Source organism: Mycobacterium marseillense (genome assembly GCF_010731675.1).
Lineage (GTDB): Bacteria > Actinomycetota > Actinomycetes > Mycobacteriales > Mycobacteriaceae > Mycobacterium > Mycobacterium marseillense.
The window spans coordinates 2,497,971-2,520,200 of sequence record NZ_AP022584.1; the positions used below are offsets into that span (position 1 = coordinate 2,497,971).

A 22,230-nucleotide genomic window follows, 5' to 3' on the forward strand; every position below is an offset into this window, starting at 1 on the left:
TTCTGCGGTCGCCCGATAGCGCCGTAGCGACCCCAGTAGCATCTGCACCGTGTCCGACACCATCCCCCAGTCCAGCGTCGCCCTGCGGATCCTCGTCTACAGCAGCAACGCCCAAACCCGCGAACGGGTGATGCGCGCGCTGGGCAAGCAGCTGCACCCGGATTTGCCCGAGCTGAGCTACGTCGAGGTGGCGACCGGCCCGATGGTGGTGCGGACCATGGACGAGGGCGGCATCGACTTGGCCATCCTGGACGGCGAGGCCACCCCAACGGGCGGCATGGGAATCGCGAAACAGCTCAAAGACGAGCTCGAGACCTGCCCGCCGCTGGTGGTGCTCACCGGTCGTCGCGACGACGCGTGGTTGGCGTCGTGGTCGCGCGCCGAGGGCGCGGTGCCGCATCCCATCGACCCCATCCTGCTGGGCCGCACGGTCCTCAATTTGCTGCGAACCCCGGTTCGCTGACCCACTCCTAGCCGCGCCCCTGCCGCGGCGTTTGCCTTCCGGAGACCGCTTGCGGCGGCTCTGAGCGCTTCGGCGCCGCCCGCGCCGCCGATCCCCGCGCACGTCCCGAACGCGTCACCTCCCGAGTTCGCGCTGCACAGCACGCGCGCGACGCCCCAATACTGCAAAACGCCCACCCCGGGCAAGCGCACCGCACACCGCGACGCTATGTTGAAGATCACTGTGACGGGCTTCAGACCCAGTTCGTCACAGCAGCCCGGTTACCGCCTGGCCGCTGCAGGCGGCTCGAACGGATCATGGAGCGAATTGAACGTCTACATACCCATCCTGGTGCTCGGTGCGATTGCCGCGGCCTTTGCCGTGGGCTCGGTGGTGATCGCGAGCCTGGCCGGCCCGTCACGGTTCAACAAGTCGAAGATGGCCGCCTACGAGTGTGGAATCGAACCCACCGAGACCTCGGTGAGCGGACCACATGCGACGGCGGGACAGCGGTTTCCGGTGAAGTACTACCTGACCGCGATGCTTTTCATCGTCTTCGACATCGAAATCGTGTTCCTGTACCCGTGGGCGGTCAGCTATGACGCGCTGGGCACGTTTGCTCTGGTCGAAATGGTGGTGTTCATGCTCACGGTCTTCGTGGCGTACGCCTATGTGTGGCGCCGCGGCGGCCTGACGTGGGATTGAGGTAAGACGTGGGTCTTGAGGAACAGCTGCCCGGCGGGATTCTGCTGTCCACGGTCGAGAAGGTGGCGGGCTACGTCCGCAAGAACTCGCTGTGGCCGGCGACGTTCGGGCTGGCCTGCTGCGCCATCGAGATGATGGCAACCGCCGGGCCAAGATTCGACATCGCGCGATTCGGCATGGAGCGCTTCTCGGCCACCCCTCGACAGGCCGACCTGATGATCGTCGCCGGGCGGGTCAGCCAGAAGATGGCGCCGGTGCTGCGACAGATCTACGACCAGATGGCCGAGCCGAAATGGGTGCTGGCCATGGGGGTGTGCGCGTCCTCGGGCGGAATGTTCAACAACTACGCGGTCATCCAGGGCGTCGATCACGTGGTTCCGGTGGACATCTACCTGCCCGGCTGCCCGCCGCGGCCGGAGATGCTGCTCTACGCAATCCTGAAGCTGCACGAGAAGATTCAGGAGATGCCGCTGGGCGTCAACCGGGAAGACGCGATCGCCGAAGCCGAGCAGGCGGCGCTGTCGGCCCGGCCCACCATCGAGATGCGTGGGCTGCTCCGATGAGTTCGCCGAACCAGGACCCGAAAGAGGCGATCAGTCGCGCCGACGAAGAAGTCATCGACGTGCGCCGCGGCATGTTCGGCGTCAAGGGCTCGGGTGACACGTCCGGTTACGGGCGGCTGGTGCGCGAAGTCCTGCTCCCGGGCAGCAGCCCGCGGCCCTACGGCGGCTATTTCGACGAGCTCGTCGACGGTTTGGCCGCGGCCCTGAAAAACGGCGGCGTCGAATTCAGCGACGCGATCGAAAAAGTGGTGGTCTACCGCGACGAGCTCACCCTGCACGTGCGCCGCGAGGCGCTGCCGCAGGTCGCCCAGCGCCTTCGCGACGAGCCGCCACTGCGCTTCGAAATGTGCCTGGGCGTCAGCGGGGTGCACTACCCGCACGAGACGGGCCGCGAACTGCACGCGGTTTATCCGCTGCAGTCGATCACGCACAACCGCCGCGTCCGCCTGGAAGTGTCTGCGCCCGACGGTGATCCGCACATCCCGTCGCTGTTCGGCATCTATCCAACCACCGACTGGCACGAGCGGGAGACCTACGACTTCTTCGGCATCATCTTCGACGGTCACCCGTCGCTGACCCGCATCGAAATGCCCGACGACTGGCACGGGCATCCGCAGCGCAAGGACTACCCCCTCGGCGGGATTCCCGTCGAATACAAAGGCGCACAGATACCCCCGCCCGACGAGCGGAGAGCGTACAACTGATGAGCACCACCACTGAATCGACGCACGACGGCGCCGGCGAGACACTCGTGGTCGCCGGCGGCCAGGACTGGGACAAGGTCGTCGAGGCCGCCCGCAATGCCGATCCCGGCGAACGCATCGTCGTCAACATGGGTCCCCAGCACCCGTCCACGCACGGGGTGCTGCGGCTGATCCTGGAAATCGAAGGCGAGACGGTCACAGACGCCCGCTGCGGGATCGGGTACCTGCACACCGGCATCGAAAAGAACCTCGAATACCGCTACTGGACCCAGGGCGTCACGTTCGTGACCCGGATGGATTACCTCGCACCGTTTTTCAACGAGACCGCCTACTGCCTGGGTGTGGAGAAGCTGCTCGGCATCACCGACGAGATACCGGAGCGCGTCGACGTCATCCGGGTGTTGATGATGGAGCTCAACCGGATTTCGTCGCACCTGGTGGCCTTGGCCACCGGCGGCATGGAACTGGGCGCCATGACCCCGATGTTCGTCGGTTTCCGGGGCCGCGAGATCGTGCTGACCCTGTTCGAATCGATCACCGGTTTGCGGATGAACAGCAACTACATCCGGCCCGGCGGCGTGGCCCAGGACCTGCCGCCCAACGCGCAGACCGAGATCGCCGAGGCCCTCGAGCCGCTGCGCGAAGTGCTGCGCGAGATGAGCGGTCTGCTCAACGAGAACGCCATCTGGAAGGCCCGCACCCAGGACGTCGGTTACCTGGACCTGACCGGGTGCATGGCGCTGGGCATCACCGGACCGATCCTGCGTGCCACCGGGCTGCCGCACGATCTGCGCAAGAGCGAACCGTACTGCGGATATGAAAACTACGAATTCGACGTAATCACCGAAGACACGTGTGATGCTTACGGGCGCTACATGATTCGTGTCAACGAGATGTGGGAGTCGATCAAAATCGTCGAGCAGTGTCTGGACAAGTTGAAGCCCGGCCCGACCATGGTCGAGGACCGCAAGATCGCCTGGCCGGCCGACCTGAAGGTGGGGCCCGACGGCATGGGCAACTCGCCGGAGCACATCGCCAAGATCATGGGCGGCTCGATGGAGGCCCTGATCCACCACTTCAAACTCGTCACCGAGGGCATCAGGGTTCCGCCTGGCCAGGTGTACACGGCGGTCGAGTCGCCGCGCGGGGAACTCGGCGTGCACATGGTCAGCGACGGCGGCACCCGGCCCTACCGGGTGCACTACCGAGACCCCTCGTTCACCAACCTGCAGTCGGTCGCCGCGATGTGCGAGGGCGGGATGGTCGCCGACCTGATCACCTCGGTCGCCAGCATCGACCCGGTCATGGGCGGGGTGGACCGGTGACCGGCCCGCAGGGACAGCCGGTCTTCCTGCGGCTCGGCCCGCCGCCGGACGAGCCCAACGCGTTCGTCGTCGAGGGCGCGCCCACGTCGTATCCGCCGGAGGTGCGCGCCCGGCTGGAGGTCGACGCCAAGGAGATCATGGGCCGCTACCCCGAGAAGCGCTCGGCGCTGTTGCCGCTGCTGCATTTGGTGCAGGCGCAGGATTCCTACCTGACACCGGCGGGCTTGGAGTTCTGCGGTGAGCAGCTGGGACTCAGCGGGGCCGAGGTGTCGGCGGTGGCGAGCTTCTACACCATGTATCGCCGCGGACCCACCGGCGATTACCTGGTGGGCGTCTGCACGAACACGTTGTGCGCCGTCATGGGCGGCGACGCCATTTTCGATGCCCTGAAAGAACATTTGGACATCGGCAACGACGAGACGACCGCCGACGGATCGGTCACCCTGCAGCACATCGAATGCAACGCCGCCTGCGACTACGCGCCCGTGGTGATGGTGAACTGGGAGTTCTACGACAACCAGACGTGCGCATCGGCGCGCGAACTCGTCGACTCGCTGCGCTCCGGTCAGCCCAAGCCCCCCACCCGGGGCGCGCCGCTGTGCGCCTTCCGGGAGACGTCACGCATCCTGGCCGGCCTGCCCGACGAGCGGCCCGACCAGGGGCAGGGTGGCGCCGGCGCCGCGACCCTGGCCGGCCTGAAAGTAGCCAAGGAACACGGCATGGCTGCGCCCAGCGCGCCGGAAGGTCAGCAATGACAACGACTTCCGAGACGTCGGGCGCCACGCCGCTCACCCCGGTCCTCAGCCGTTTCTGGGACGACCCCGAGTCCTGGACCCTTCAGACTTACCGCCGGCACGGCGGATACGAGGGGATGAAGAAGGCGCTGGGGATGGAGCCCGACGCGGTGATCGGGGCGGTGAAGGATTCCGGGCTGCGCGGGCGCGGCGGTGCGGGCTTCTCGACCGGCACCAAATGGTCGTTCATCCCGCAGGGCGACACCGGCGCGGCCGCCAAACCGCACTACCTCGTGGTCAACGCCGACGAGTCGGAACCCGGTACCTGCAAAGACATTCCGCTGATGCTGGCGACGCCGCACGTCCTCGTCGAGGGCGTCATCATCGCCGCCTACGCAATCCGGGCCAACCACGCGTTCATCTACGTGCGCGGCGAGGTGCTGCCGGTGCTGCGCCGCCTGCAGAACGCGGTGGCCGAGGCCTACGCCGCGGGCTACCTGGGCCGCGACATCAACGGCTCGGGATTCGATCTGGAGCTGGTGGTGCACGCCGGTGCGGGCGCGTACATCTGTGGCGAGGAGACCGCGCTGCTGGATTCGCTGGAGGGCCGGCGCGGCCAGCCGCGGCTGCGCCCGCCGTTCCCCGCGGTGGCCGGGCTGTACGGCTGCCCCACGGTGATCAACAACGTCGAGACCATCGCCAGTGTGCCGTCAATCATCCGCAACGGCGTGGACTGGTTCCGCTCGATGGGAAGCGAGAAATCCCCGGGCTTCACGCTGTATTCGCTGTCCGGGCACGTCACCCACCCCGGGCAGTACGAGGCCCCGCTGGGAATCACGCTGCGGGAATTGCTCGCCTACGCCGGCGGGGTGCGGGCCGGCCATCGGCTGAAGTTCTGGACGCCTGGCGGCTCGTCGACGCCGCTGCTGACCGACGAGCATCTCGACGTCCCGCTCGACTACGAGGGCGTGGGCGGCGCGGGCTCGATGCTGGGCACCAAGGCGCTGGAGATCTTCGACGAAACCACCTGCGTGGTGCGTGCGGTGCAACGCTGGACGTATTTCTACAAGCACGAATCGTGCGGCAAATGCACGCCGTGCCGCGAGGGCACCTTCTGGCTGGACAAGATCTACGAGCGGCTCGAGGCCGGCACGGGCACACCCGAGGACCTCGACAAGCTACTCGACATCTCCGACTCCATCTTGGGTAAAGCGTTCTGCGCCTTGGGCGATGGCGCCGCCAGCCCCGTCATGTCGTCGATCCAGTACTTCCGCGACGAGTACGTCGCGCACGTCGAGGGTGGTGGATGCCCCTTCGATCCGCGAGACTCCATGCTGATGCCGAACGGAAAGGCATGACGCGCTGATGACGAGCCTGGCCAAAACCGAGACCGGCGACGAGGTGCGCCCGCCGGAGATGGTGACACTGACCATCGACGACATCGAAATCAGCGTTCCCAAGGGAACTCTGGTGATCCGGGCCGCCGAATTGATGGGTATCCAGATCCCGCGGTTCTGCGACCACCCGCTGCTGGAGCCCGTCGGCGCCTGCCGGCAATGCCTGGTCGAGGTCGAGGGCCAGCGCAAGCCGATGGCCTCGTGCACCACCGTGGCCACCGACGACATGGTGGTGCGCACCCAGCTGACCTCCGAGGCCGCCGACAAGGCGCAGCACGGCGTGATGGAACTGCTGCTGATCAACCATCCGCTCGACTGCCCCATGTGCGACAAGGGCGGCGAATGCCCGCTGCAGAACCAGGCAATGTCCAACGGGCGGGCCGATTCCCGCTTCACCGACGACAAACGCACCTTTGCCAAGCCGATCAACATCTCCTCGCAGGTGCTGCTCGACCGCGAGCGCTGCATCCTGTGCGCGCGCTGCACGCGATTCTCCGAACAGATCGCCGGCGACCCGTTCATCGACATGCAGGAGCGCGGCGCCCTGCAGCAGGTCGGCATCTACGCCAATGAGCCGTTCGACTCCTACTTCTCGGGCAACACGGTGCAGATCTGCCCGGTGGGCGCGCTGACCGGAACCGCCTACCGCTTCCGCGCCCGTCCCTTCGATCTGGTCTCCAGCCCGAGCGTCTGCGAACACTGCGCCTCCGGGTGCGCACAGCGCACCGACCACCGCCGCGGCAAGGTGCTGCGCCGCCTGGCCGGCGACGACCCGGAAGTCAACGAGGAGTGGAACTGCGACAAGGGCCGGTGGGCGTTCAATTACGCAACCCAGCCCGACGTGATCGCCACTCCCCTGGTTCGCGACACCGACGGCTCGCTGCAGCCGGCCTCGTGGTCCCACGCGATCGCCGTCGCGACGCGGGGCCTCGAAGCCGCACGCGGGCGCACCGGGGTGCTCGTCGGCGGCCGGGCCACCTTGGAGGACGCCTACGCCTACTCCAAGTTCGCACGAATCGTCTTGGACGGCAACGACATCGACTTCCGCGCCCGCCCGAGCTCGGCCGAGGAGGCTGACTTCCTGGCGGCCCGCATCGCCGGCCGGCCGATGTCGGTCAGCTACGCCGACCTGGAATCGGCTCCGGTGGTCGTGCTGGTCGGGTTCGAGCCCGAGGACGAATCGCCCATCGTGTTTCTGCGGTTGCGCAAGGCGGCCCGCAAACGCGGGTTGCCCGTCTACGCGGTGGCGCCGTTCGCCACCCGGGCGCTGGACAAGATGTCCGGGCGGCTCATCAAGACCGCGCCGGGCGCCGAAGCCTCCGCGCTGGACGGGTTGGCCACCGGCGCCCTGGGTGACCTGCTGTCCACCCAGGGCGCGGTCATCATGGTCGGCGAACGCCTGGCCACCGTGCCCGGTGGATTGTCGGCCGCCGCCCGGCTTGCCGATACCACCGGCGCCCGGCTGGCCTGGGTGCCGCGGCGGGCCGGCGAGCGGGGCGCGCTGGAGGCCGGCGCGCTGCCCGGGTTGCTGCCCGGTGGGCGCCCCGTCGACGACGAGGACGCCCGGGCGCAGGTGGCGCAGGCCTGGAACGTGTCCCAATTGCCTTCCGGCCGTGGGCGTGACGCCGACGGCATCCTGGCCGCCGCCACCGACGGGACACTGGGGGCGCTGCTGGTGGGCGGCGTCGAACCCGACGACTTCGCCGACCCCGAAGCGGTGCTGGCGGCGCTGGACGGCGCCGGCTTCGTGGTCAGCCTGGAGATGCGGCACAGCGCCGTCACGCAGCGCGCCGACGTGGTGTTCCCGGTCGCGTCCACGACGCAGAAGGCCGGCGCGTTCGTCAACTGGGAGGGCCGCTTCCGGCCGTTCGACGCGGCGCTGCGCAACACCCAGGACGCCACCCAATCCGACCACCAGGTGCTCGACGCGCTGGCCGACGAGATGGGCGTCTACCTGGGCATGGCCACCGTTGACGCGGCCCGCGAGGAACTGGCCGCGCTGCGGGGATGGGACGGCAAGCGCGCCGCGGGCCCGGACATCGCGGCGCCGGAGGTTGTCCAGCCCGATGCCGGGCAAGCGGTGCTGGCCGGCTGGCGGATGCTGCTGGACAACGCCCGGATGCAAGACGGTGAGCCACATCTGGCGGGGACGGCGCGCAAATCCGTGGCGCGGCTGTCCGCCGACACGGCCGCAGAGATCGGCGCCGGCGACGGCGACACGGTGACCGTCTCCACGCCACGCGGGTCCGTCAACCTGCCGCTGGTCGTCACCGACATGCCCGACCGGGTGGTGTGGCTTCCGCTGAACTCGTCGGCCTCGGCGGTGCACCGCCAGCTCGGCGTAACCCTCGGCAGCACAGTGACAATCGGAGTGGGCAAATGACTACCGGCTTGACGGTCTTCGGGCACGACACCTGGTGGCTGGTGCTCGGCAAGGCGCTGGCCATCTTCGTGTTCCTCATGCTCAACGTGCTCGTCGCGATCCTGCTCGAACGCAAGATCCTCGGCTGGATGCAGCGGCGGCCCGGCCCCAACCGGGCGGGCCCGTGGGGCGTCCTGCAGAGCCTGGCCGACGGAATCAAGTTGGCGCTCAAGGAAACCATCACCCCCGGCGGTGTCGACAAGTTCGTCTACTTCGCGGCGCCCGTCATCTCCACGATCCCGGCGTTCACCGCCTTCGCGTTCATCCCGTTCGGGCCCGTGGTGTCGGTGTTCGGCCACCGCACGCCGCTGCAGCTGACCGACCTTCCCGTCGCGGTGCTGTTCATCCTGGGGCTCTCGGCCATCGGGGTGTACGGAATCGTGCTGGGCGGCTGGGCATCCGGGTCCACCTACCCGTTGCTGGGCGGGGTGCGCTCCACCGCCCAGGTCATCTCCTACGAGGTGGCGATGGGGCTGTCGTTCGCGGCGGTGTTCCTCTACGCGGGCTCCATGTCGACGTCGCAGATCGTCGCCGCGCAGGACCGGGTCTGGTACGCGTTCCTGCTGCTGCCGTCGTTCGTGATCTACCTGATCTCGATGGTCGGCGAAACCAACCGGGCGCCATTCGATCTGCCCGAGGCCGAGGGCGAACTGGTCGCGGGATTCCACACCGAGTACTCGTCGCTGAAGTTCGCGATGTTCATGCTCGCCGAGTACGTCAACATGATGACGGTCTCCTCGCTGGCCACCGTCTTGTTCTTCGGTGGCTGGCACGCGCCGTGGCCGCTGAACATGTGGGCGGGCGCCAACACCGGCTGGTGGCCGGTGCTGTGGTTCACCGCCAAGATGTGGACGTTCTTGTTCATCTACTTCTGGCTGCGGGCCTCGCTGCCCCGGCTGCGCTACGACCAGTTCATGGGGCTGGGCTGGAAGCTGCTGATCCCGGCCTCGCTGGTCTGGGTGCTGATCGCCGCGGTGGTCCGCACGCTGCGCAACCAGGGGTATCAGCACTGGACCCCGGTGCTGGTGGTGAGCAGCATCGTGTTCGCCACGGCCCTGGTGCTGTTGCTGCGAAAACCGTTCAGCGCGCCGGGTGTTCGCGCGCTGGAGCGCCAGCTGCGGCGTGACGCGAAAAAGTTGCCGGCCGTCGCGAGCTCCACACCGGTATTCCCGACACCGCCGCTGCCCGGGAAAGAGATGAAGTCCCTGGCGGCTGCGAGCAAGGAGAAAGCACGTGGCTAAATTCTTGGACGCCATAGCCGGATTCGGCGTGACGTTCGGATCGATGTTCAAACGCAACGTCACCGAGGAGTATCCGGAGAAGCCGGGCCCGGTCATGCCCCGCTATCACGGGCGTCACCAGCTCAACCGCTACCCGGACGGCCTGGAGAAGTGCATCGGGTGCGAACTGTGCGCGTGGGCGTGCCCGGCCGACGCGATCTACGTCGAGGGCGCCGACAACACCGAGGAACTCAGGTATTCGCCCGGGGAACGCTACGGCCGGGTGTATCAGATCAACTATCTGCGCTGCATCGGCTGCGGCCTGTGCATCGAGGCCTGCCCGACCCGGGCGCTGACGATGACCAACGACTACGAGATGGCCGACGACAATCGCGCCGACCTGATCTACGAGAAGGACCGGCTGCTGGCCCCGCTCCTGCAGGACATGCTCGCGCCGCCGCACCCCAGGACCGAGGGCGCCACCGACAAGGACTACTACCTGGGCAACGTGACCGCACAGGGGCTGCGGGACACCCAGCACGCCGGAGAGTCCCGGTGACCGGTTTCGCGGGCCACGCCGTCACGTCGATCCTGGCCTCCAGTTTCGCCCACGACACCATCTCCCGAACCTCCACCGGCGAAGCGGTGACGTTCTGGGTGCTGGGTGCGCTGGCCGTGATCGGTGCGCTGGGGGTGGTATTGGCGGTCAACGCCGTCTACTCGGCGATGTTCCTGGCGATGACGATGATCATCCTGGCGGTGTTCTACATGATCCAGGACGCGTTGTTCCTGGGCGTCGTTCAGGTCGTCGTCTACACCGGCGCGGTGATGATGCTGTTCCTGTTCGTCCTGATGCTCATCGGTGTGGACTCCGCCGAATCGCTGCGGGAGACGCTGCGGGGTCAGCGGGTCGCCGCGGTGGCCGCCGGTGTCGGGTTCGGCATCCTGCTCATCGCCTCCATCGGCAACGTGGCCACGGGCGGATTCGCCGGCCTGACCACCGCGAACGCCGCCGGCAACGTGGAAGGCCTGGCGGCGCTGATCTTTTCGCGCTACCTCTGGGCGTTCGAGCTCACCAGCGCGCTGCTGATCACCGCCGCCGTCGGGGCCATGGTGCTCGCGCACCGCGAGCGTTTCGAACGGCGCAAGACCCAACGCGAGCTCTCCCAGGAACGATTCCAGCCCGGCGGGTACCCCACCCCGCTGCCGAGCCCCGGTGTCTATGCCCGCCACAACGCCGTCGACGTGGCCGCGCTGCTTCCCGACGGCTCGTACTCGAAGCTGTCGGTGTCACCGATGCTGCAAAGCCGCGGCGCCGACGGCAAGAAGACTCCGTCCCCCGAAGCAAGCCCGAGCCTGTCGTCACAAGGGGGTGCGTCGTGAATCCGGCTAATTACCTGTACCTCTCGGCGCTGCTGTTCACTATCGGCGCCGCCGGCGTGCTGTTGCGCCGCAACGCCATCGTCATGTTCATGTGCGTCGAGCTGATGCTCAACGCGGTCAACCTCGCCTTCGTCACGTTCGCGCGGATGCACGGCCACCTGGACGGGCAGATGATCGCGTTCTTCACGATGGTGGTGGCGGCCTGCGAAGTGGTCATCGGCCTGGCCATCATCATGACGATTTTCCGTGCCCGCAAATCGGCGTCCGTCGACGACGCGAACCTACTCAAAGGCTGAAGAGCGCCACGTGACGAATCTTCTTGGGACTCAATACAGCTGGTTGCTGGTCGCGCTGCCCTTGGCGGGCGCCACCATCCTGCTGTTCGGCGGGCGGCGCACCGACCGCTGGGGGCATTGGCTGGGTTGCGCCACCGCCCTCGCGGCGTTCGCCCTGGGCCTGAGCCTGCTGGGCGAGCTGCTCGGCCGCCCCGCCGACGACCGCGTCATCCACCAGAAGGTGTTCAGCTGGATCCCGGTCAGCCAGCTCCAGGTCGACCTGGGGATCCAGATCGACCAGCTGTCGGTGTGTTTCGTGTTGCTGATCTCCGGGGTCGGCTCGCTGATCCACATCTATTCGGTCGCCTACATGGCCGAGGACCCCGACCGCCGGCGGTTTTTCGGCTATCTCAACCTGTTCCTCGCCTCGATGCTGCTGCTCGTGGTCGCCGACAACTACGTGGTGCTCTACGTCGGCTGGGAAGGGGTGGGTCTGGCGTCCTACCTGCTGATCGGGTTCTGGTATCACAAGCCGACGGCGGCCACGGCGGCCAAGAAGGCGTTCGTGATGAACCGGGTCGGCGACGCCGGGCTGGCGCTGGGAATGTTCTTGATGTTCAGCACTTTTGGCACCCTGTCGTATGCCGGGGTGTTCGCCGGGGCGCCGGCCGCCGGGCGGGGCGCCCTGACCGCGATGGGACTGCTGCTACTGCTGGGCGCCTGCGCCAAGTCCGCACAGGTGCCGCTGCAGGCCTGGCTCGGTGACGCCATGGAGGGCCCCACCCCGGTGTCGGCGTTGATCCACGCCGCCACCATGGTGACCGCCGGGGTGTATCTGATCGTGCGGTCCAACCCGCTGTACAACCTGTCGCCCGACGCGCAGCTGGCGGTGGTCATCGTGGGCGCGGTCACGTTGCTGCTCGGGGCCTTCATCGGCTGCGCCAAGGACGACATCAAGCGGGCGCTGGCGGCATCGACGATGAGCCAGATCGGGTACATGGTGCTGGCCGCCGGACTGGGGCCGGCCGGCTACGCGTTCGCGATCATGCATCTGCTCACCCACGGCTTCTTCAAGGCCGGGCTGTTTTTGGGCTCCGGCGCGGTGATCCACGCGATGGACGAAGAGCAGGACATGCGCCGCTACGGCGGCCTGCGCGCGGCGCTGCCCATCACCTTCGCCACGTTCGGCCTGGGCTACCTGGCGATCATCGGCGTGCCGCCCTTCGCCGGTTACTTCTCCAAGGACGCCATCATCGAGGCGGCGCTGGCCGCCGGGGGTGTCCGGGGCTACGTGCTGGGCGGGGCGGCGCTGCTGGGCGCGGGCGTCACCGCGTTCTACATGACCCGCGTGATGCTGATGACCTTCTTCGGCAAGAAGCGCTGGGCACCGGGAGCCCACCCGCACGAGGCGCCCGCCCTGATGACGTGGCCCATGATCCTGCTGGCGGTCGGCTCGGTGTTCTCCGGCGGCCTGCTGGCGGTCGGCGGCACCCTGGCGCGCTGGCTCGAACCGGTCGTCGGGAAACACGAAGAGGTGACCCACGCCTTCCCGGTCTGGGTCAGCAGCGCCCTGGCGCTGGGCGTCGTCGCCGTCGGGATCGCGGTGGCCTACCGGCTTTACGCCACCGCGCCCATCCCGCGGGTGGCCCCGCTGTCGGTCTCCGCCCTGACGACGGCCGTCCGCAACGACTTCTACGGCGATGCCTTCAACGAGGAGGTGTTCATGCGCCCCGGTGCGCAACTGACCCACGCGCTTGTCGACGTCGACAACGCGGGCGTCGACGGCTCGGTCAACGCCCTGGCGGCGCTGGTGAGCCGGACGTCGAATCGCTTGCGGGGGCTGCAAACCGGCTTCGCCCGCAACTACGCATTGTCGATGCTGACGGGCGCGGTGCTGGTCGTCGCGATGATCCTGGCGGTGAAACTGTGGTGACCTCGATGACCTCGGTTCCGTGGCTCAGCGTGCTATGGCTGGTCCCGCTGGCCGGCGCGGTGCTGATCATCCTGCTGCCGCCCGGGCTGCGGCAGCTCGCCAAGTGGACGGGTTTGGTGTTCGGCGTCCTGACCCTGGCGGTCGCGATCGTCGTCACCCTCGGGTTCAAGACCGGCGGCGCCCCCTACCAGTTCGTCGAAAAGCACCAGTGGATCCCGGCTTTCGGCGCCGGCTACACCCTGGGCGTGGACGGCATAGCGGTGGTGCTGGTGTTGCTGACCGCGGTGCTGATCCCGGTGCTGCAGATCGCCGGCTGGAACGATGGCGGCGAGCGCACGCGCGGTGTCCACGCCTACATCGCCCTGACCCTGGCCATCGAATCCATGGTGCTGATCTCGGTGATCGCGCTGGACGTGCTGCTGTTCTACGTGTTCTTCGAAGCCATGCTCATCCCGATGTACTTCCTGATCGGCGGCTTCGGCGGGGGCCCGGGCCGCTCACGCGCGGCCGTGAAGTTCTTGCTGTACAACCTGTTCGGCGGGCTGATCATGCTGGCCGCGGTGATCGGGCTGTACGTGGTGACCTCGCAGCACGGGTCGGGCACGTTCGACTTCCGCGAAATCGTCGCCGGTGTCGCCTCCGGGCGCTACGGCGCGGACTCCGCGGTGTTCAAGGCGCTGTTCCTGGGTTTCATGTTCGCGTTCGCGATCAAGGCCCCCCTGTGGCCGTTCCACCGCTGGCTGCCCGACGCCGCGGTGGAGTCCACACCTGCGACCGCGGTGCTGATGATGGCCGTGATGGACAAGGTCGGCACTTTCGGCATGTTGCGCTACTGCCTGCAGCTGTTCCCCGACGCCTCAACGTATTTCCGTCCGTTGATCATCGTGCTGGCGGTCATCGGGGTGGTCTACGGGGCGATCGTCGCCATCGGCCAGACGGACATCATGCGGCTGATCGCCTACACCTCGATCTCGCACTTCGGGTTCATCATCCTGGGCATCTTCGTGATGACCAGCCAGGGCCAGAGCGGCTCCACGCTGTACATGCTCAACCACGGGCTGTCCACGGCGGCGGTGTTCCTGATTGCCGGGTTCCTGATCTCGCGGCACGGCAGCCGGGCGATCGCCGACTACGGCGGCGTGCAGAAGGTGGCGCCCGTCTTGGCGGGCACCTTCCTGGTCTCGGCCATGGCCACCCTGTCGCTGCCCGGCCTGGCCCCGTTCATCAGCGAATTCCTGGTCTTGCTGGGGACTTTCAACCGGTACTGGCTGGCCGCCGGATTCGGCGTCACCGCGCTGGTGCTGTCGGCGGTGTACATGTTGTGGCTCTACCAGCGCGTGATGACCGGCCCGGTGGCCACCGGCAACGAGAAGATCGGCGACCTGCGGGCGCGCGAGTTGATCGTCGTCGCCCCGTTGATCGCGCTGCTGCTCGTGCTCGGCATCTACCCCAAGCCCGTCCTCGACATCATCAATCCGGCCGTCGAGAACACCATGACCACCATCGGCCAGCAGGACCCCAAACCGACTGTGCCGGTAGGCAATCCCAGGCCAGCCGAAGCAGCCCGGACCGCTGAAGGACCGCGATGACCCTCCCCACCCCCAGCATCCAGTACTTCCTGCTGTCCCCGACGCTCATCGTGTTCGGGATCGCCGTGGTGGGTGTCCTCGCCGAGGCGTTCCTGCCCCGGCGCATCCGCTACAGCGGCCAGGTGACACTTGCCCTCGGCGGGCTCATCGCGGCGTTCGTCGCCGTCATCGCCGTGAGCCGCTCGCTCAAGAGCTCCGGGCGCGCCGCCGTCCTGGGCGCCATGGCCATCGACCGGCCGACGCTGTACCTGCAGGGCACCGTGCTACTGGTCGCGGTGATGGCGGTCATCTTCATCGCCGAACGCACCCAAACCAAAACCGAGAACAAGGTTTCCGTCGCAACGGGATCCGGCGCCACGGGGGGCCTGGACTCGTTCACCCCGCAGGCATCGGCCGTGCCCGACAGCGACGCCGAGCGTGAGGCCGAGCGGGCGGGGGCCGCCCAGACGGAGCTCTTCCCGCTGGCGATGCTGTCGGTCGGCGGCATGATGGTCTTTCCCGCGTCCAACGACCTGCTGACCATGTTCGTCGCGCTGGAAGTGCTGTCCCTGCCGCTGTACCTGATGTGCGGCCTGGCCCGGCATCGCCGCCTGCTGTCACAGGAAGCGGCCATGAAGTACTTTCTGCTGGGCGCGTTTTCGTCGGCGTTCTTCCTCTACGGTGTGGCGCTGCTGTACGGCGCGACCGGCACGCTGCTGCTGACCGGCATCCGCGACGCGCTGACCGCGCGCGGCGACAGCTCGCTGGCGCTCGTCGGTGTCGCGCTGCTGTCGGTCGGCCTGCTGTTCAAGGTCGGCGCCGTCCCGTTCCACTCGTGGATCCCCGACGTGTACCAGGGCGCCCCCACCCCCATCACCGGGTTCATGGCGGCGGCCACCAAGGTCGCGGCGTTCGGCGCGCTGCTGCGGGTGATCTACGTGGCGCTGCCGCCGCTGCACGACCAGTGGCGGCCGGTGCTGTGGACGATCTCCATCCTGACCATGGTGGTGGGAACCATCACCGCGGTGAACCAGACCGACGTCAAGCGGATGCTGGCCTACTCCTCGGTCGCCCATGTCGGATTCATCCTCACCGGCGTCATCGCCGACAACCACACCGGGCTGTCCTCCACGCTGTTCTATCTGCTCGCCTACAGCTTCAGCACCGTGGGCGCGTTCGCCATCGTGGGCCTGATCCGCGACGGCGACGGCGTTGAGGACGCCGCGCTGTCGCACTGGGCGGGGCTGGGACAGCGTTCACCCATTGTGGGCGTGATGTTTTCGATGTTCTTGCTGGCTTTCGCCGGTATCCCGCTGACCAGTGGATTCGTCAGTAAGCTCGCCGTGTTCAAGGCCGCCGCCCAGGGGGGCGCCGCGCCGCTGGTGATCGTCGGTGTGGTCGCCAGTGGTGTCGCCGCCTACTTCTACGTGCGGGTGATCGTGTCGATGTTCTTCACCGAGGCGACCGAGGACACCCCGCATGTGGTGGCGCCGGGAATCCTGAGCAAGGCCGCGATCGCGGTGTGCGCCGCGGTCACCGTGGCGTTGGGCATCTTCCCGCAGCCGCTGCTCGACCTGGCCGACCAGGCCGCGCACCTGCTGCACTGATTCAGCTGGCCGAACACCTAGCACTGCGGGTTTCTCACTGACGGCTACATGTGCCGATCCTCGACCAGTTGGACTCGAACACTGTGGGGATCGTTGGCAGTGTCCGCGTGCTACTCAGTTCTGCGCGAGAGGTCGTCGCGCGCAGACTGAGCCTGCTCGGGCGTCAACAGCGGATTGGAATAGATGTCGACCAAGCTGGCCGCGACCCGCAGATCGCCCTCCGCGGTGTTGATGTCCACGCCTAAACCGCGCGATATGTGATCGTGGAGCAACGGCACCGCGAGCGCCATTGCCGTGATGAGTGTGGCACGCGACTTGGCGTCGATATCGGCGGGCTCCACACGATGTTCATCGGCCGAGGCAAGCCATCCCTCGGTCATCGACACCAGTGCGTCGAATAGCTCACCGGCGCCGCCCTCGACCAGGGCGCGGGTGATGTAGTCTTGGTATTGCCCCAGCGGAATACGGGCCGAAACGTACTGCACGTCACCACGTTTGACGTTTTCTTGTACCTGGGCGTTCAGGTCGCGCATGGTTTTGACGAGGTAACTGTCGCATGCTTGACGAAGCTCCTGCTTAGAGCCGAAGTGGTGGCGCAGCAGCCCCGACGACACGCCTGCCGCCGCGGCGATGCTGCGGATAGTCGCCCTTTCGTATCCCTTTTCGCCGAATTCGCGCAGCGCTGAATCCCTGATACGGGCACGGGCAGTGAGATCGTCGGGGTCCACTGTCGCCATCGCCACAGACTACACGACTGGACAATAAACTACACAGTCGTATAGTCGAGAACAAGCGAAGTTCAGGGAGGCAGGGATATGGGCATCGACACCAGCGCCATCACCGCGGAGGAAGAGACCGCATTTTTGACTCTGAAGGCCCGTGCGATCAACAACGGCTGGGCCCGCCCCATCCTTCCCGACCCAGGCGCCGTCGATGCGCTGACAAAGATCGACTACGACTTCGACAGCCTGGGGATCGTCACGCCCGTGGTTTGTCAAACATCCCTGCGCGCAAAACTTCTCGACGACCGGGTGCGTGCGTTCATTGCCCAATACGCCGATGCCGTAGTGGTCGATCTGGGCGCGGGGCTAGACGACGGGTATGCCCGGGTCGATCCGCCGGAGACCGTCGACTGGTACAGCGTCGAGCTGCCGGGGCTGGCGGCCCTGCGCGGCAAAGTGATGCCACCGGGACCTCACGAACACATCATCGGAATCTCCGTGACGGACCCTGAGTGGATATCGGCGATTCCGGCGAACCGCCCCGCCATCGTCGTCGCCGACGGATTGTTCCCCTTCCTCAGCGAGGAGCAGATCATCGCGGTGATGCGCGCGATCACCGACCACTTCCGCACCGGACAGCTGGCGTTCAATGACTACGGACGGATGGTCATTGGTGTGTGGATTTCAAAGCTGTTCCCGCAGCGGATGTTCAAGAAGGTAAACCAGCTCCGTGCTTTCGAGGGTTACAACGACGCCCACACGCCGGAACGTTGGAACCCGAAACTCAAGCTCGTTGAGGAGACCAGCCTGACGAGTGTGCCAGAGGTGGAACTATTTCCGACGTGGTTGCGAATCGCGACACGGATGGCGGGCTGGAGCAAGTCGACCGCACGGTCTGCGCGCATCCTGAGGTTCAGCTTTTAGCACCCTCGGAGTGCTCCAGTGCCCCTGCGTTGTGACCGACGTCGGCGGTCAGGCCAGGAACGGCCGGATCGCCAACAGATAGATCACCAGCGCGCCCAGCGGTGCGGCCAACGGCAACCACGGCAACTGCAACGGAAACGACGTTGCGACCAGTCCGGCGAACGCAAAGCCCACGGCGGCAACGGCCGTCGGCCAGCTGCTCAGCACCACCGGGGCGGCCACGCCGGCCGCATGGCGGCACACCAGGTATGCGGCCCCGCACAATCCGGACAGCGCGACGAACACGAGCGGCGGATCCGACAGCATCACCGTCACGACCGCCAACAGCACGGCAACCGTTGCGGCGGGACGCAATACCGTCCCCACCGCCACCGCAACGAGCGCCGCCACCCACGCGGCCACGGCGAACCCGTGCGAGCCGCCGGCCGCCAACCCCACCATCAGCAGACCGAACCCGGTCGCGAACGCGGGCGCCCCGAGCCGCCCCAGCGCCCCCGTGTTGCCGCTATCCACGAAGCCTCCCGCGCACCCGGCGGCGGCGATCGGGCAGCACACCCATCGACTGTTCGAGACCGCTGTCGCCTCGCCACGACACGATGTCCACCCCGATCGTGGCCATGTCGCGGTACATCGCAGAGCGCTGCAGCGCCCACATCCGGTCGACCAACGGATCCTGCTCGTCTTCGAAGGGCGAACTGTCGAGGATGTCGACGGCCAACACGACATGGCCCCGCTTGCGGAGATCGATGAGGGCGAGCGCGAATTCGGTGTCGAGCAATGTGGAGAACGCGATGACGATGGCCCCGGCGGGGACCGCCGCGCGCGGCGCCAGCGTGCCGGTGGTGCGCTCGAATCGCTCGCCGGCTCCGAGCACGGTGTCGAGCACCCGATAGAACTGCCGCTGCCCGATGTCGGCGCCGAGCCAGCGCGGACGGTTACCCCCGAGCGCGACGATCCCGGCCCGGTCACCGTGCCGCAAGGCGGTTTGCACCACTTGCGCCGCGCCCCGGACGACCCGTTCGGTGGCCTCGGTCGCCGGGCCGGCCGGCTGCCGGTACCCGTCGATCAGCACGACCACATCCGCCGCGCGGTCGGTCAACCGCTCCGTGACGTGCAGTTGGCCGCGGCGCGCGCTCACCGGCCAATTCACCGCGCGCAGTTGGTCACCGGGCACGTAGGGGCGAATGTCGGCGTATTCCACGCCGGGACCGACGTGCCGGGTCAGATGGGCGCCCAGCCGGTCGAGCAACTCAGTCTGTGGGATGGGCGTCGACTGCGGTGGCGTCAGTGGGAACACGATCACCTCGGCGGCGTCGACGACGGCGGTGCCGGTCAGCAGCCCACCGCGCGCGACGACGTCGACGCGGGCCGCGATCGGGTACCGTCCCCAGCGCTGCGCCGTCGCCGTGACCGTCTTCTCCTGTCCCGCATCAGCATCGAGGATCTCGAGATCCATCCCCTCGACGTCGGGGACCGTGAGCCGGGCGGCCGACAATCCCTGTTCTTCCCCGGTGATCCACACCCGCAGGTGCGCCTGCTCGGTTTCGAAGCATCGCTGCGCGTCGGGCGCGCCGTGCACGCGAATCGCCGGCACCGGCCGCTGCCAGCTGATCGAACACAGCACGCCGAGCAGCGGCGCCGCGAACGCGATCAGCTGCCACCGCGCGCCGATGACGGCAGCGGCCATCGCAAAGCCCGCGCAGGTCGCGATCGCACGAGTCAATGACGATGCGCGCCAGCGGAACTCGACCCCGTGGCTCTGCGTCACGCCGGGCTCGCACCGGTTCGCGGCACCGGCAACCGGTGCAACAGCTCCCCGATGACGTCGGCGCCCTGGATCTTTCGTACCCACATTTCCGGGCGCAGGGTGATGCGGTGCGCGACCGCCGCGGTGGCGAGCGCCTTGACGTCCTCGGGGATTACGTAGTCGCGGCCGAGCAGCAGCGCGCGGGCGCGGGCGAGCTGGACCAGATCGAGTTCGGCGCGCGGGCTGGCGCCCACCGCGACCTGCGGATGGTGCCGCGTCGCGTTTGCCAGTGAGACCACGTAGTGCAGGACGTCTTCGTGCACGGTCACCTGCTCGACCGATTCCCGCATCGCCAGCAGGTCGTGGGCGTCGACGACCTGGTTGACCGTCGGCTCGGCCGAACCGCGTTCGAGGCGGCGGCGCAACATCGAGGTCTCGTCGTGTTCGGAGAGATAGCGCAGTTCCAGCCGGATCGCGAACCGATCGAGCTGCGCCTCGGGCAGCGGATAGGTGCCCTCGTACTCGATCGGGTTGTCGGTGGCCAACACGATGAAAGGCCTTGACAGTTGGTGTGTTTCGCCGTCGATGCTGACCTGTCGTTCGGCCATCGCCTCCAGCAGCGCCGCCTGGGTTTTCGGCGGCGTGCGATTGATCTCGTCGGCGAGCAACAGGTTGGTGAAGATGGGTCCGGGCCGGAACGCGAACCGGCCCGATTGCATGTCGTAGATCGTCGACCCGAGCAGGTCCGCGGGCAGCAGATCGGGGGTGAACTGCACGCGGGTGAATTGCAGGCCCAGCGCGGCCGCAAAGGATCTGGCGATCAGCGTCTTGCCGAGGCCGGGAAGATCCTCGATGAGGATGTGGCCGCGCGCGAGAACCGCGGTGAGGATGAGCTTGAGCGCCGAGCGCTTCCCCACCACCACGCGTTCGATCTCGTCGAGAATCGCCTCGCAGTGTGCGGTCGTGGTTGCCGCCGGCAGCGTCATGTCTGGATCGCGCCCCCTGTCATACCTGCTCCAACTTTCGCAGAATCTCTTCCAGCGCCGCCCGGCCCGGACCCGGATGGCGGTCACCGTTGCGCATGACATTGTTGGGGTTCACCCAGTCCCACAGTTCGACACCGAAGAGCATTCGGCCGGTCGCGTGGAACGCCGCGCGGTCTTTGGCTTGCCTTTGGCCCGTGGCGATTTCGTACCGACGGGCCAGCATCGGCCGCAGATGCCGGTCCCAGTCAGCCCGGGTGGCCTCCGACCACCGGATCGTCGTCTCGGTGGTGGAAAGCCAGCGGCGCAACGAATCCCCGAGGTCGTCGCCCTCCGGCTCGGTGTCGGGCTCGAGTCCGCGCCCCAGGGTGCGCCGCAGGCTGAGCAGCACCAGGGCCAGGCCGATGCCGGCGGCCGACAGCACGAGTCGGCGGTCCTGCTGCGTCAGCGCCAGCAGCTCGATGCCGATGATGAGGAAAATCCCCAGGGCCGTGGTCTTTTTCATGCGGGGCTCCGCGATCGGAGTTCGTCGAGGACCAATCGAAGCACGCGCACCGCCTCGTCGCGGTGGCCCTCGTTCATCACGTGCGGGCTGAACCGCGCCTCGGTGAACAGGTTCACCAGTTCGACGGCGTTATCGGCATGCAGGACATGGTGTTCGACCGCGCGGGCCAACACCTCCGACGGGGTGTCGAAGTCCTGGGGGGCGGCGCCGGGAACATGCGCGAGTTCGCGTTCCATCGCGGCGTAGCAGGCGATGATCGCCTCGCGCGGTTCGCGGCTGAGGTCCGTCATCTCGGCCAGTCCACGTTCGGCCGCCCGGGCCAGTGACCGCGAAGGCGGGGCGGTTGCCGGGGATTCGCCCGGCTCGTCGGCCCTGCGGGGTGCCATCGGGCGCCACCGTCGCCTCGCCGTGGCGACCGTTCCCGCGACGACCATCAACAACATCGCGGCCGTGCTGGCGAGCAGCACGCCGAGCATGTTCTGCGAGCCGTCGCGCGCGCGGTGCTGATGCGGCTGCTGCGGTGGCCTCGAGCCCCCGTGCGGCGACGGCGGCGGGCCCCCGGTCTCCGACGGTGAAGGAGCCGGTCCGATGCCGTGGGGCACCAGGAGCCGGGCCAGCAACATCACGACCAGCAGCCAGGCCACGATCACCGCGAGGGCGATCAGCAACACGCGCCAACTCGGCCGACCCCTTCCGGTGCCGAGCATGTCGGACAGTGCGCCGGCGGATGGCGCGGCCGCCCGTGGATCTCGCAGCCGCGCGACGACCGCGATGGCGACCAATGTGAGCGTCGCCGCCAGCATCGCGACCACGAACACCATCGCCGCCCGGCCCCCCGACTCGCTCCGGGCCGTGTTGTGTTGGGCCGGGAGATACCCGCGCAGGGCGGCCGCGACCACGAGCAGGAGAACGATCAGGGCCACGACCCGCCCTGTCGGCTTGTCCATACCAGGCATGGGCACACCACTCAACCGGTTGCCTGCCGCCGTTGCGGCACTGGCTTTGCTCATACTTGCACGTCAGCCGGCCCTAGGGCCAGGACCGGCGCCGTCGCTTATCCACAGCCGGCGG

General features: G+C 67.6%; 21 protein-coding genes and 1 pseudogene. 16 read left to right on the top strand and 6 right to left on the bottom strand.

Annotated elements, in window-relative coordinates:
* Nucleotides 1-61 precede the first annotated feature (61 nt).
* The 15 genes and pseudogenes from G6N26_RS11305 to nuoN all read left to right on the top strand — a co-directional run bounded on the left by G6N26_RS11305 (nt 62) and on the right by nuoN (nt 16,278).
* Entirely contained in the window at nt 62-463 is a 402-nt protein-coding gene (locus G6N26_RS11305) for an Rv3143 family two-component system response regulator (protein ID WP_095578281.1), read from the top strand.
* A 306-nt stretch (nt 464-769) separates the two neighbouring features.
* On the top strand, nt 770-1,147 hold the full coding sequence (locus G6N26_RS11310) for an NADH-quinone oxidoreductase subunit A (RefSeq protein WP_008259436.1): 378 nt from the start codon (nt 770-772) through the stop codon (nt 1,145-1,147).
* An 8-nt stretch (nt 1,148-1,155) separates the two neighbouring features.
* The gene (locus tag G6N26_RS11315; RefSeq protein WP_067176762.1) at nt 1,156-1,710 is read left to right on the top strand and encodes a NuoB/complex I 20 kDa subunit family protein; all 555 of its coding nucleotides are present in this window, start codon (nt 1,156-1,158) and stop codon (nt 1,708-1,710) included.
* Complete coding sequence (locus G6N26_RS11320; RefSeq protein WP_067176766.1) at nt 1,707-2,414, top strand: NADH-quinone oxidoreductase subunit C; 708 nt, start codon at nt 1,707-1,709, stop codon at nt 2,412-2,414. The genes G6N26_RS11315 and G6N26_RS11320 overlap by 4 nt, the downstream gene beginning before the upstream one ends.
* Nucleotides 2,414-3,739: an NADH dehydrogenase (quinone) subunit D gene (nuoD, locus tag G6N26_RS11325; RefSeq protein WP_067176768.1), complete on the top strand. Its 1,326-nt coding sequence runs from the start codon at nt 2,414-2,416 to the stop codon at nt 3,737-3,739. The genes G6N26_RS11320 and nuoD overlap by 1 nt, the downstream gene beginning before the upstream one ends.
* Nucleotides 3,736-4,494 carry an NADH-quinone oxidoreductase subunit NuoE gene (nuoE, locus tag G6N26_RS11330; protein WP_067176770.1) on the top strand — a complete coding sequence of 253 codons (759 nt, stop codon included), beginning with the start codon at nt 3,736-3,738 and terminating at the stop codon, nt 4,492-4,494. Before nuoD ends, nuoE begins: the two co-directional genes overlap by 4 nt.
* Nucleotides 4,491-5,831, top strand: a complete 1,341-nt coding sequence (nuoF, locus tag G6N26_RS11335) for an NADH-quinone oxidoreductase subunit NuoF (protein ID WP_083018993.1) — start codon at nt 4,491-4,493, stop codon at nt 5,829-5,831. The genes nuoE and nuoF overlap by 4 nt, the downstream gene beginning before the upstream one ends.
* Before the next feature lie 7 nt (nt 5,832-5,838).
* A complete protein-coding gene (locus tag G6N26_RS11340) occupies nt 5,839-8,253 on the top strand; it encodes an NADH-quinone oxidoreductase subunit G (RefSeq protein ID WP_083018995.1) in 2,415 nt (804 codons plus the stop codon).
* An 8-nt stretch (nt 8,254-8,261) separates the two neighbouring features.
* Nucleotides 8,262-9,533, top strand: a complete 1,272-nt coding sequence (nuoH, locus tag G6N26_RS11345) for an NADH-quinone oxidoreductase subunit NuoH (protein WP_163648911.1) — start codon at nt 8,262-8,264, stop codon at nt 9,531-9,533.
* Nucleotides 9,517-10,071: pseudogene (gene nuoI / locus G6N26_RS11350) on the top strand (NADH-quinone oxidoreductase subunit NuoI); the annotation flags it as partial. The gene nuoH and the pseudogene nuoI, both read left to right, overlap by 17 nt.
* Nucleotides 10,068-10,895 carry an NADH-quinone oxidoreductase subunit J gene (locus G6N26_RS11355; protein WP_067176785.1) on the top strand — a complete coding sequence of 276 codons (828 nt, stop codon included), beginning with the start codon at nt 10,068-10,070 and terminating at the stop codon, nt 10,893-10,895. The pseudogene nuoI and the gene G6N26_RS11355, both read left to right, overlap by 4 nt.
* The gene (nuoK, locus tag G6N26_RS11360) at nt 10,892-11,191 is read left to right on the top strand and encodes an NADH-quinone oxidoreductase subunit NuoK (RefSeq protein WP_008259456.1); all 300 of its coding nucleotides are present in this window, start codon (nt 10,892-10,894) and stop codon (nt 11,189-11,191) included. The genes G6N26_RS11355 and nuoK overlap by 4 nt, the downstream gene beginning before the upstream one ends.
* A gap of 10 nt (nt 11,192-11,201) precedes the next feature.
* The gene (gene nuoL, locus G6N26_RS11365; RefSeq protein ID WP_067176788.1) at nt 11,202-13,103 is read left to right on the top strand and encodes an NADH-quinone oxidoreductase subunit L; all 1,902 of its coding nucleotides are present in this window, start codon (nt 11,202-11,204) and stop codon (nt 13,101-13,103) included.
* A 5-nt stretch (nt 13,104-13,108) separates the two neighbouring features.
* A complete protein-coding gene (locus tag G6N26_RS11370) occupies nt 13,109-14,692 on the top strand; it encodes an NADH-quinone oxidoreductase subunit M (RefSeq protein ID WP_067176839.1) in 1,584 nt (527 codons plus the stop codon).
* A complete protein-coding gene (gene nuoN, locus G6N26_RS11375) occupies nt 14,689-16,278 on the top strand; it encodes an NADH-quinone oxidoreductase subunit NuoN (RefSeq protein ID WP_083019000.1) in 1,590 nt (529 codons plus the stop codon). The genes G6N26_RS11370 and nuoN overlap by 4 nt, the downstream gene beginning before the upstream one ends.
* Before the next feature lie 110 nt (nt 16,279-16,388).
* Here the strand turns inward: nuoN and G6N26_RS11380 are convergent, their stop codons facing one another.
* Complete coding sequence (locus G6N26_RS11380) at nt 16,389-17,015, bottom strand: TetR/AcrR family transcriptional regulator (RefSeq protein WP_067176793.1); 627 nt, start codon at nt 17,013-17,015, stop codon at nt 16,389-16,391.
* Between the two features lie 78 nt (nt 17,016-17,093).
* Between G6N26_RS11380 and G6N26_RS11385 the strand changes: the two genes are divergently transcribed.
* Nucleotides 17,094-17,924 carry a class I SAM-dependent methyltransferase gene (locus G6N26_RS11385; protein WP_067176796.1) on the top strand — a complete coding sequence of 277 codons (831 nt, stop codon included), beginning with the start codon at nt 17,094-17,096 and terminating at the stop codon, nt 17,922-17,924.
* Nucleotides 17,925-17,972: 48 nt separating this feature from the next.
* Here G6N26_RS11385 and G6N26_RS11390 read toward each other — a convergent pair whose 3' ends face one another.
* From G6N26_RS11390 to G6N26_RS11410, 5 genes are read right to left on the bottom strand one after another with little or no spacing between them, the layout of a single operon-like run.
* Entirely contained in the window at nt 17,973-18,437 is a 465-nt protein-coding gene (locus G6N26_RS11390; protein ID WP_179960323.1) for a hypothetical protein, read from the bottom strand.
* The gene (locus tag G6N26_RS11395) at nt 18,430-19,692 is read right to left on the bottom strand and encodes a DUF58 domain-containing protein (protein WP_067176802.1); all 1,263 of its coding nucleotides are present in this window, start codon (nt 19,690-19,692) and stop codon (nt 18,430-18,432) included. The genes G6N26_RS11390 and G6N26_RS11395 overlap by 8 nt, the downstream gene beginning before the upstream one ends.
* Nucleotides 19,689-20,657, bottom strand: a complete 969-nt coding sequence (locus tag G6N26_RS11400) for an AAA family ATPase (protein WP_067176806.1) — start codon at nt 20,655-20,657, stop codon at nt 19,689-19,691. Before G6N26_RS11400 ends, G6N26_RS11395 begins: the two co-directional genes overlap by 4 nt.
* A 19-nt stretch (nt 20,658-20,676) precedes the next feature.
* Nucleotides 20,677-21,159, bottom strand: a complete 483-nt coding sequence (locus tag G6N26_RS11405) for a hypothetical protein (RefSeq protein WP_067176809.1) — start codon at nt 21,157-21,159, stop codon at nt 20,677-20,679.
* Nucleotides 21,156-22,106, bottom strand: a complete 951-nt coding sequence (locus tag G6N26_RS11410) for a DUF4129 domain-containing protein (RefSeq protein ID WP_083019004.1) — start codon at nt 22,104-22,106, stop codon at nt 21,156-21,158. Before G6N26_RS11410 ends, G6N26_RS11405 begins: the two co-directional genes overlap by 4 nt.
* Between the last annotated feature and the right edge of the window lie 124 nt (nt 22,107-22,230).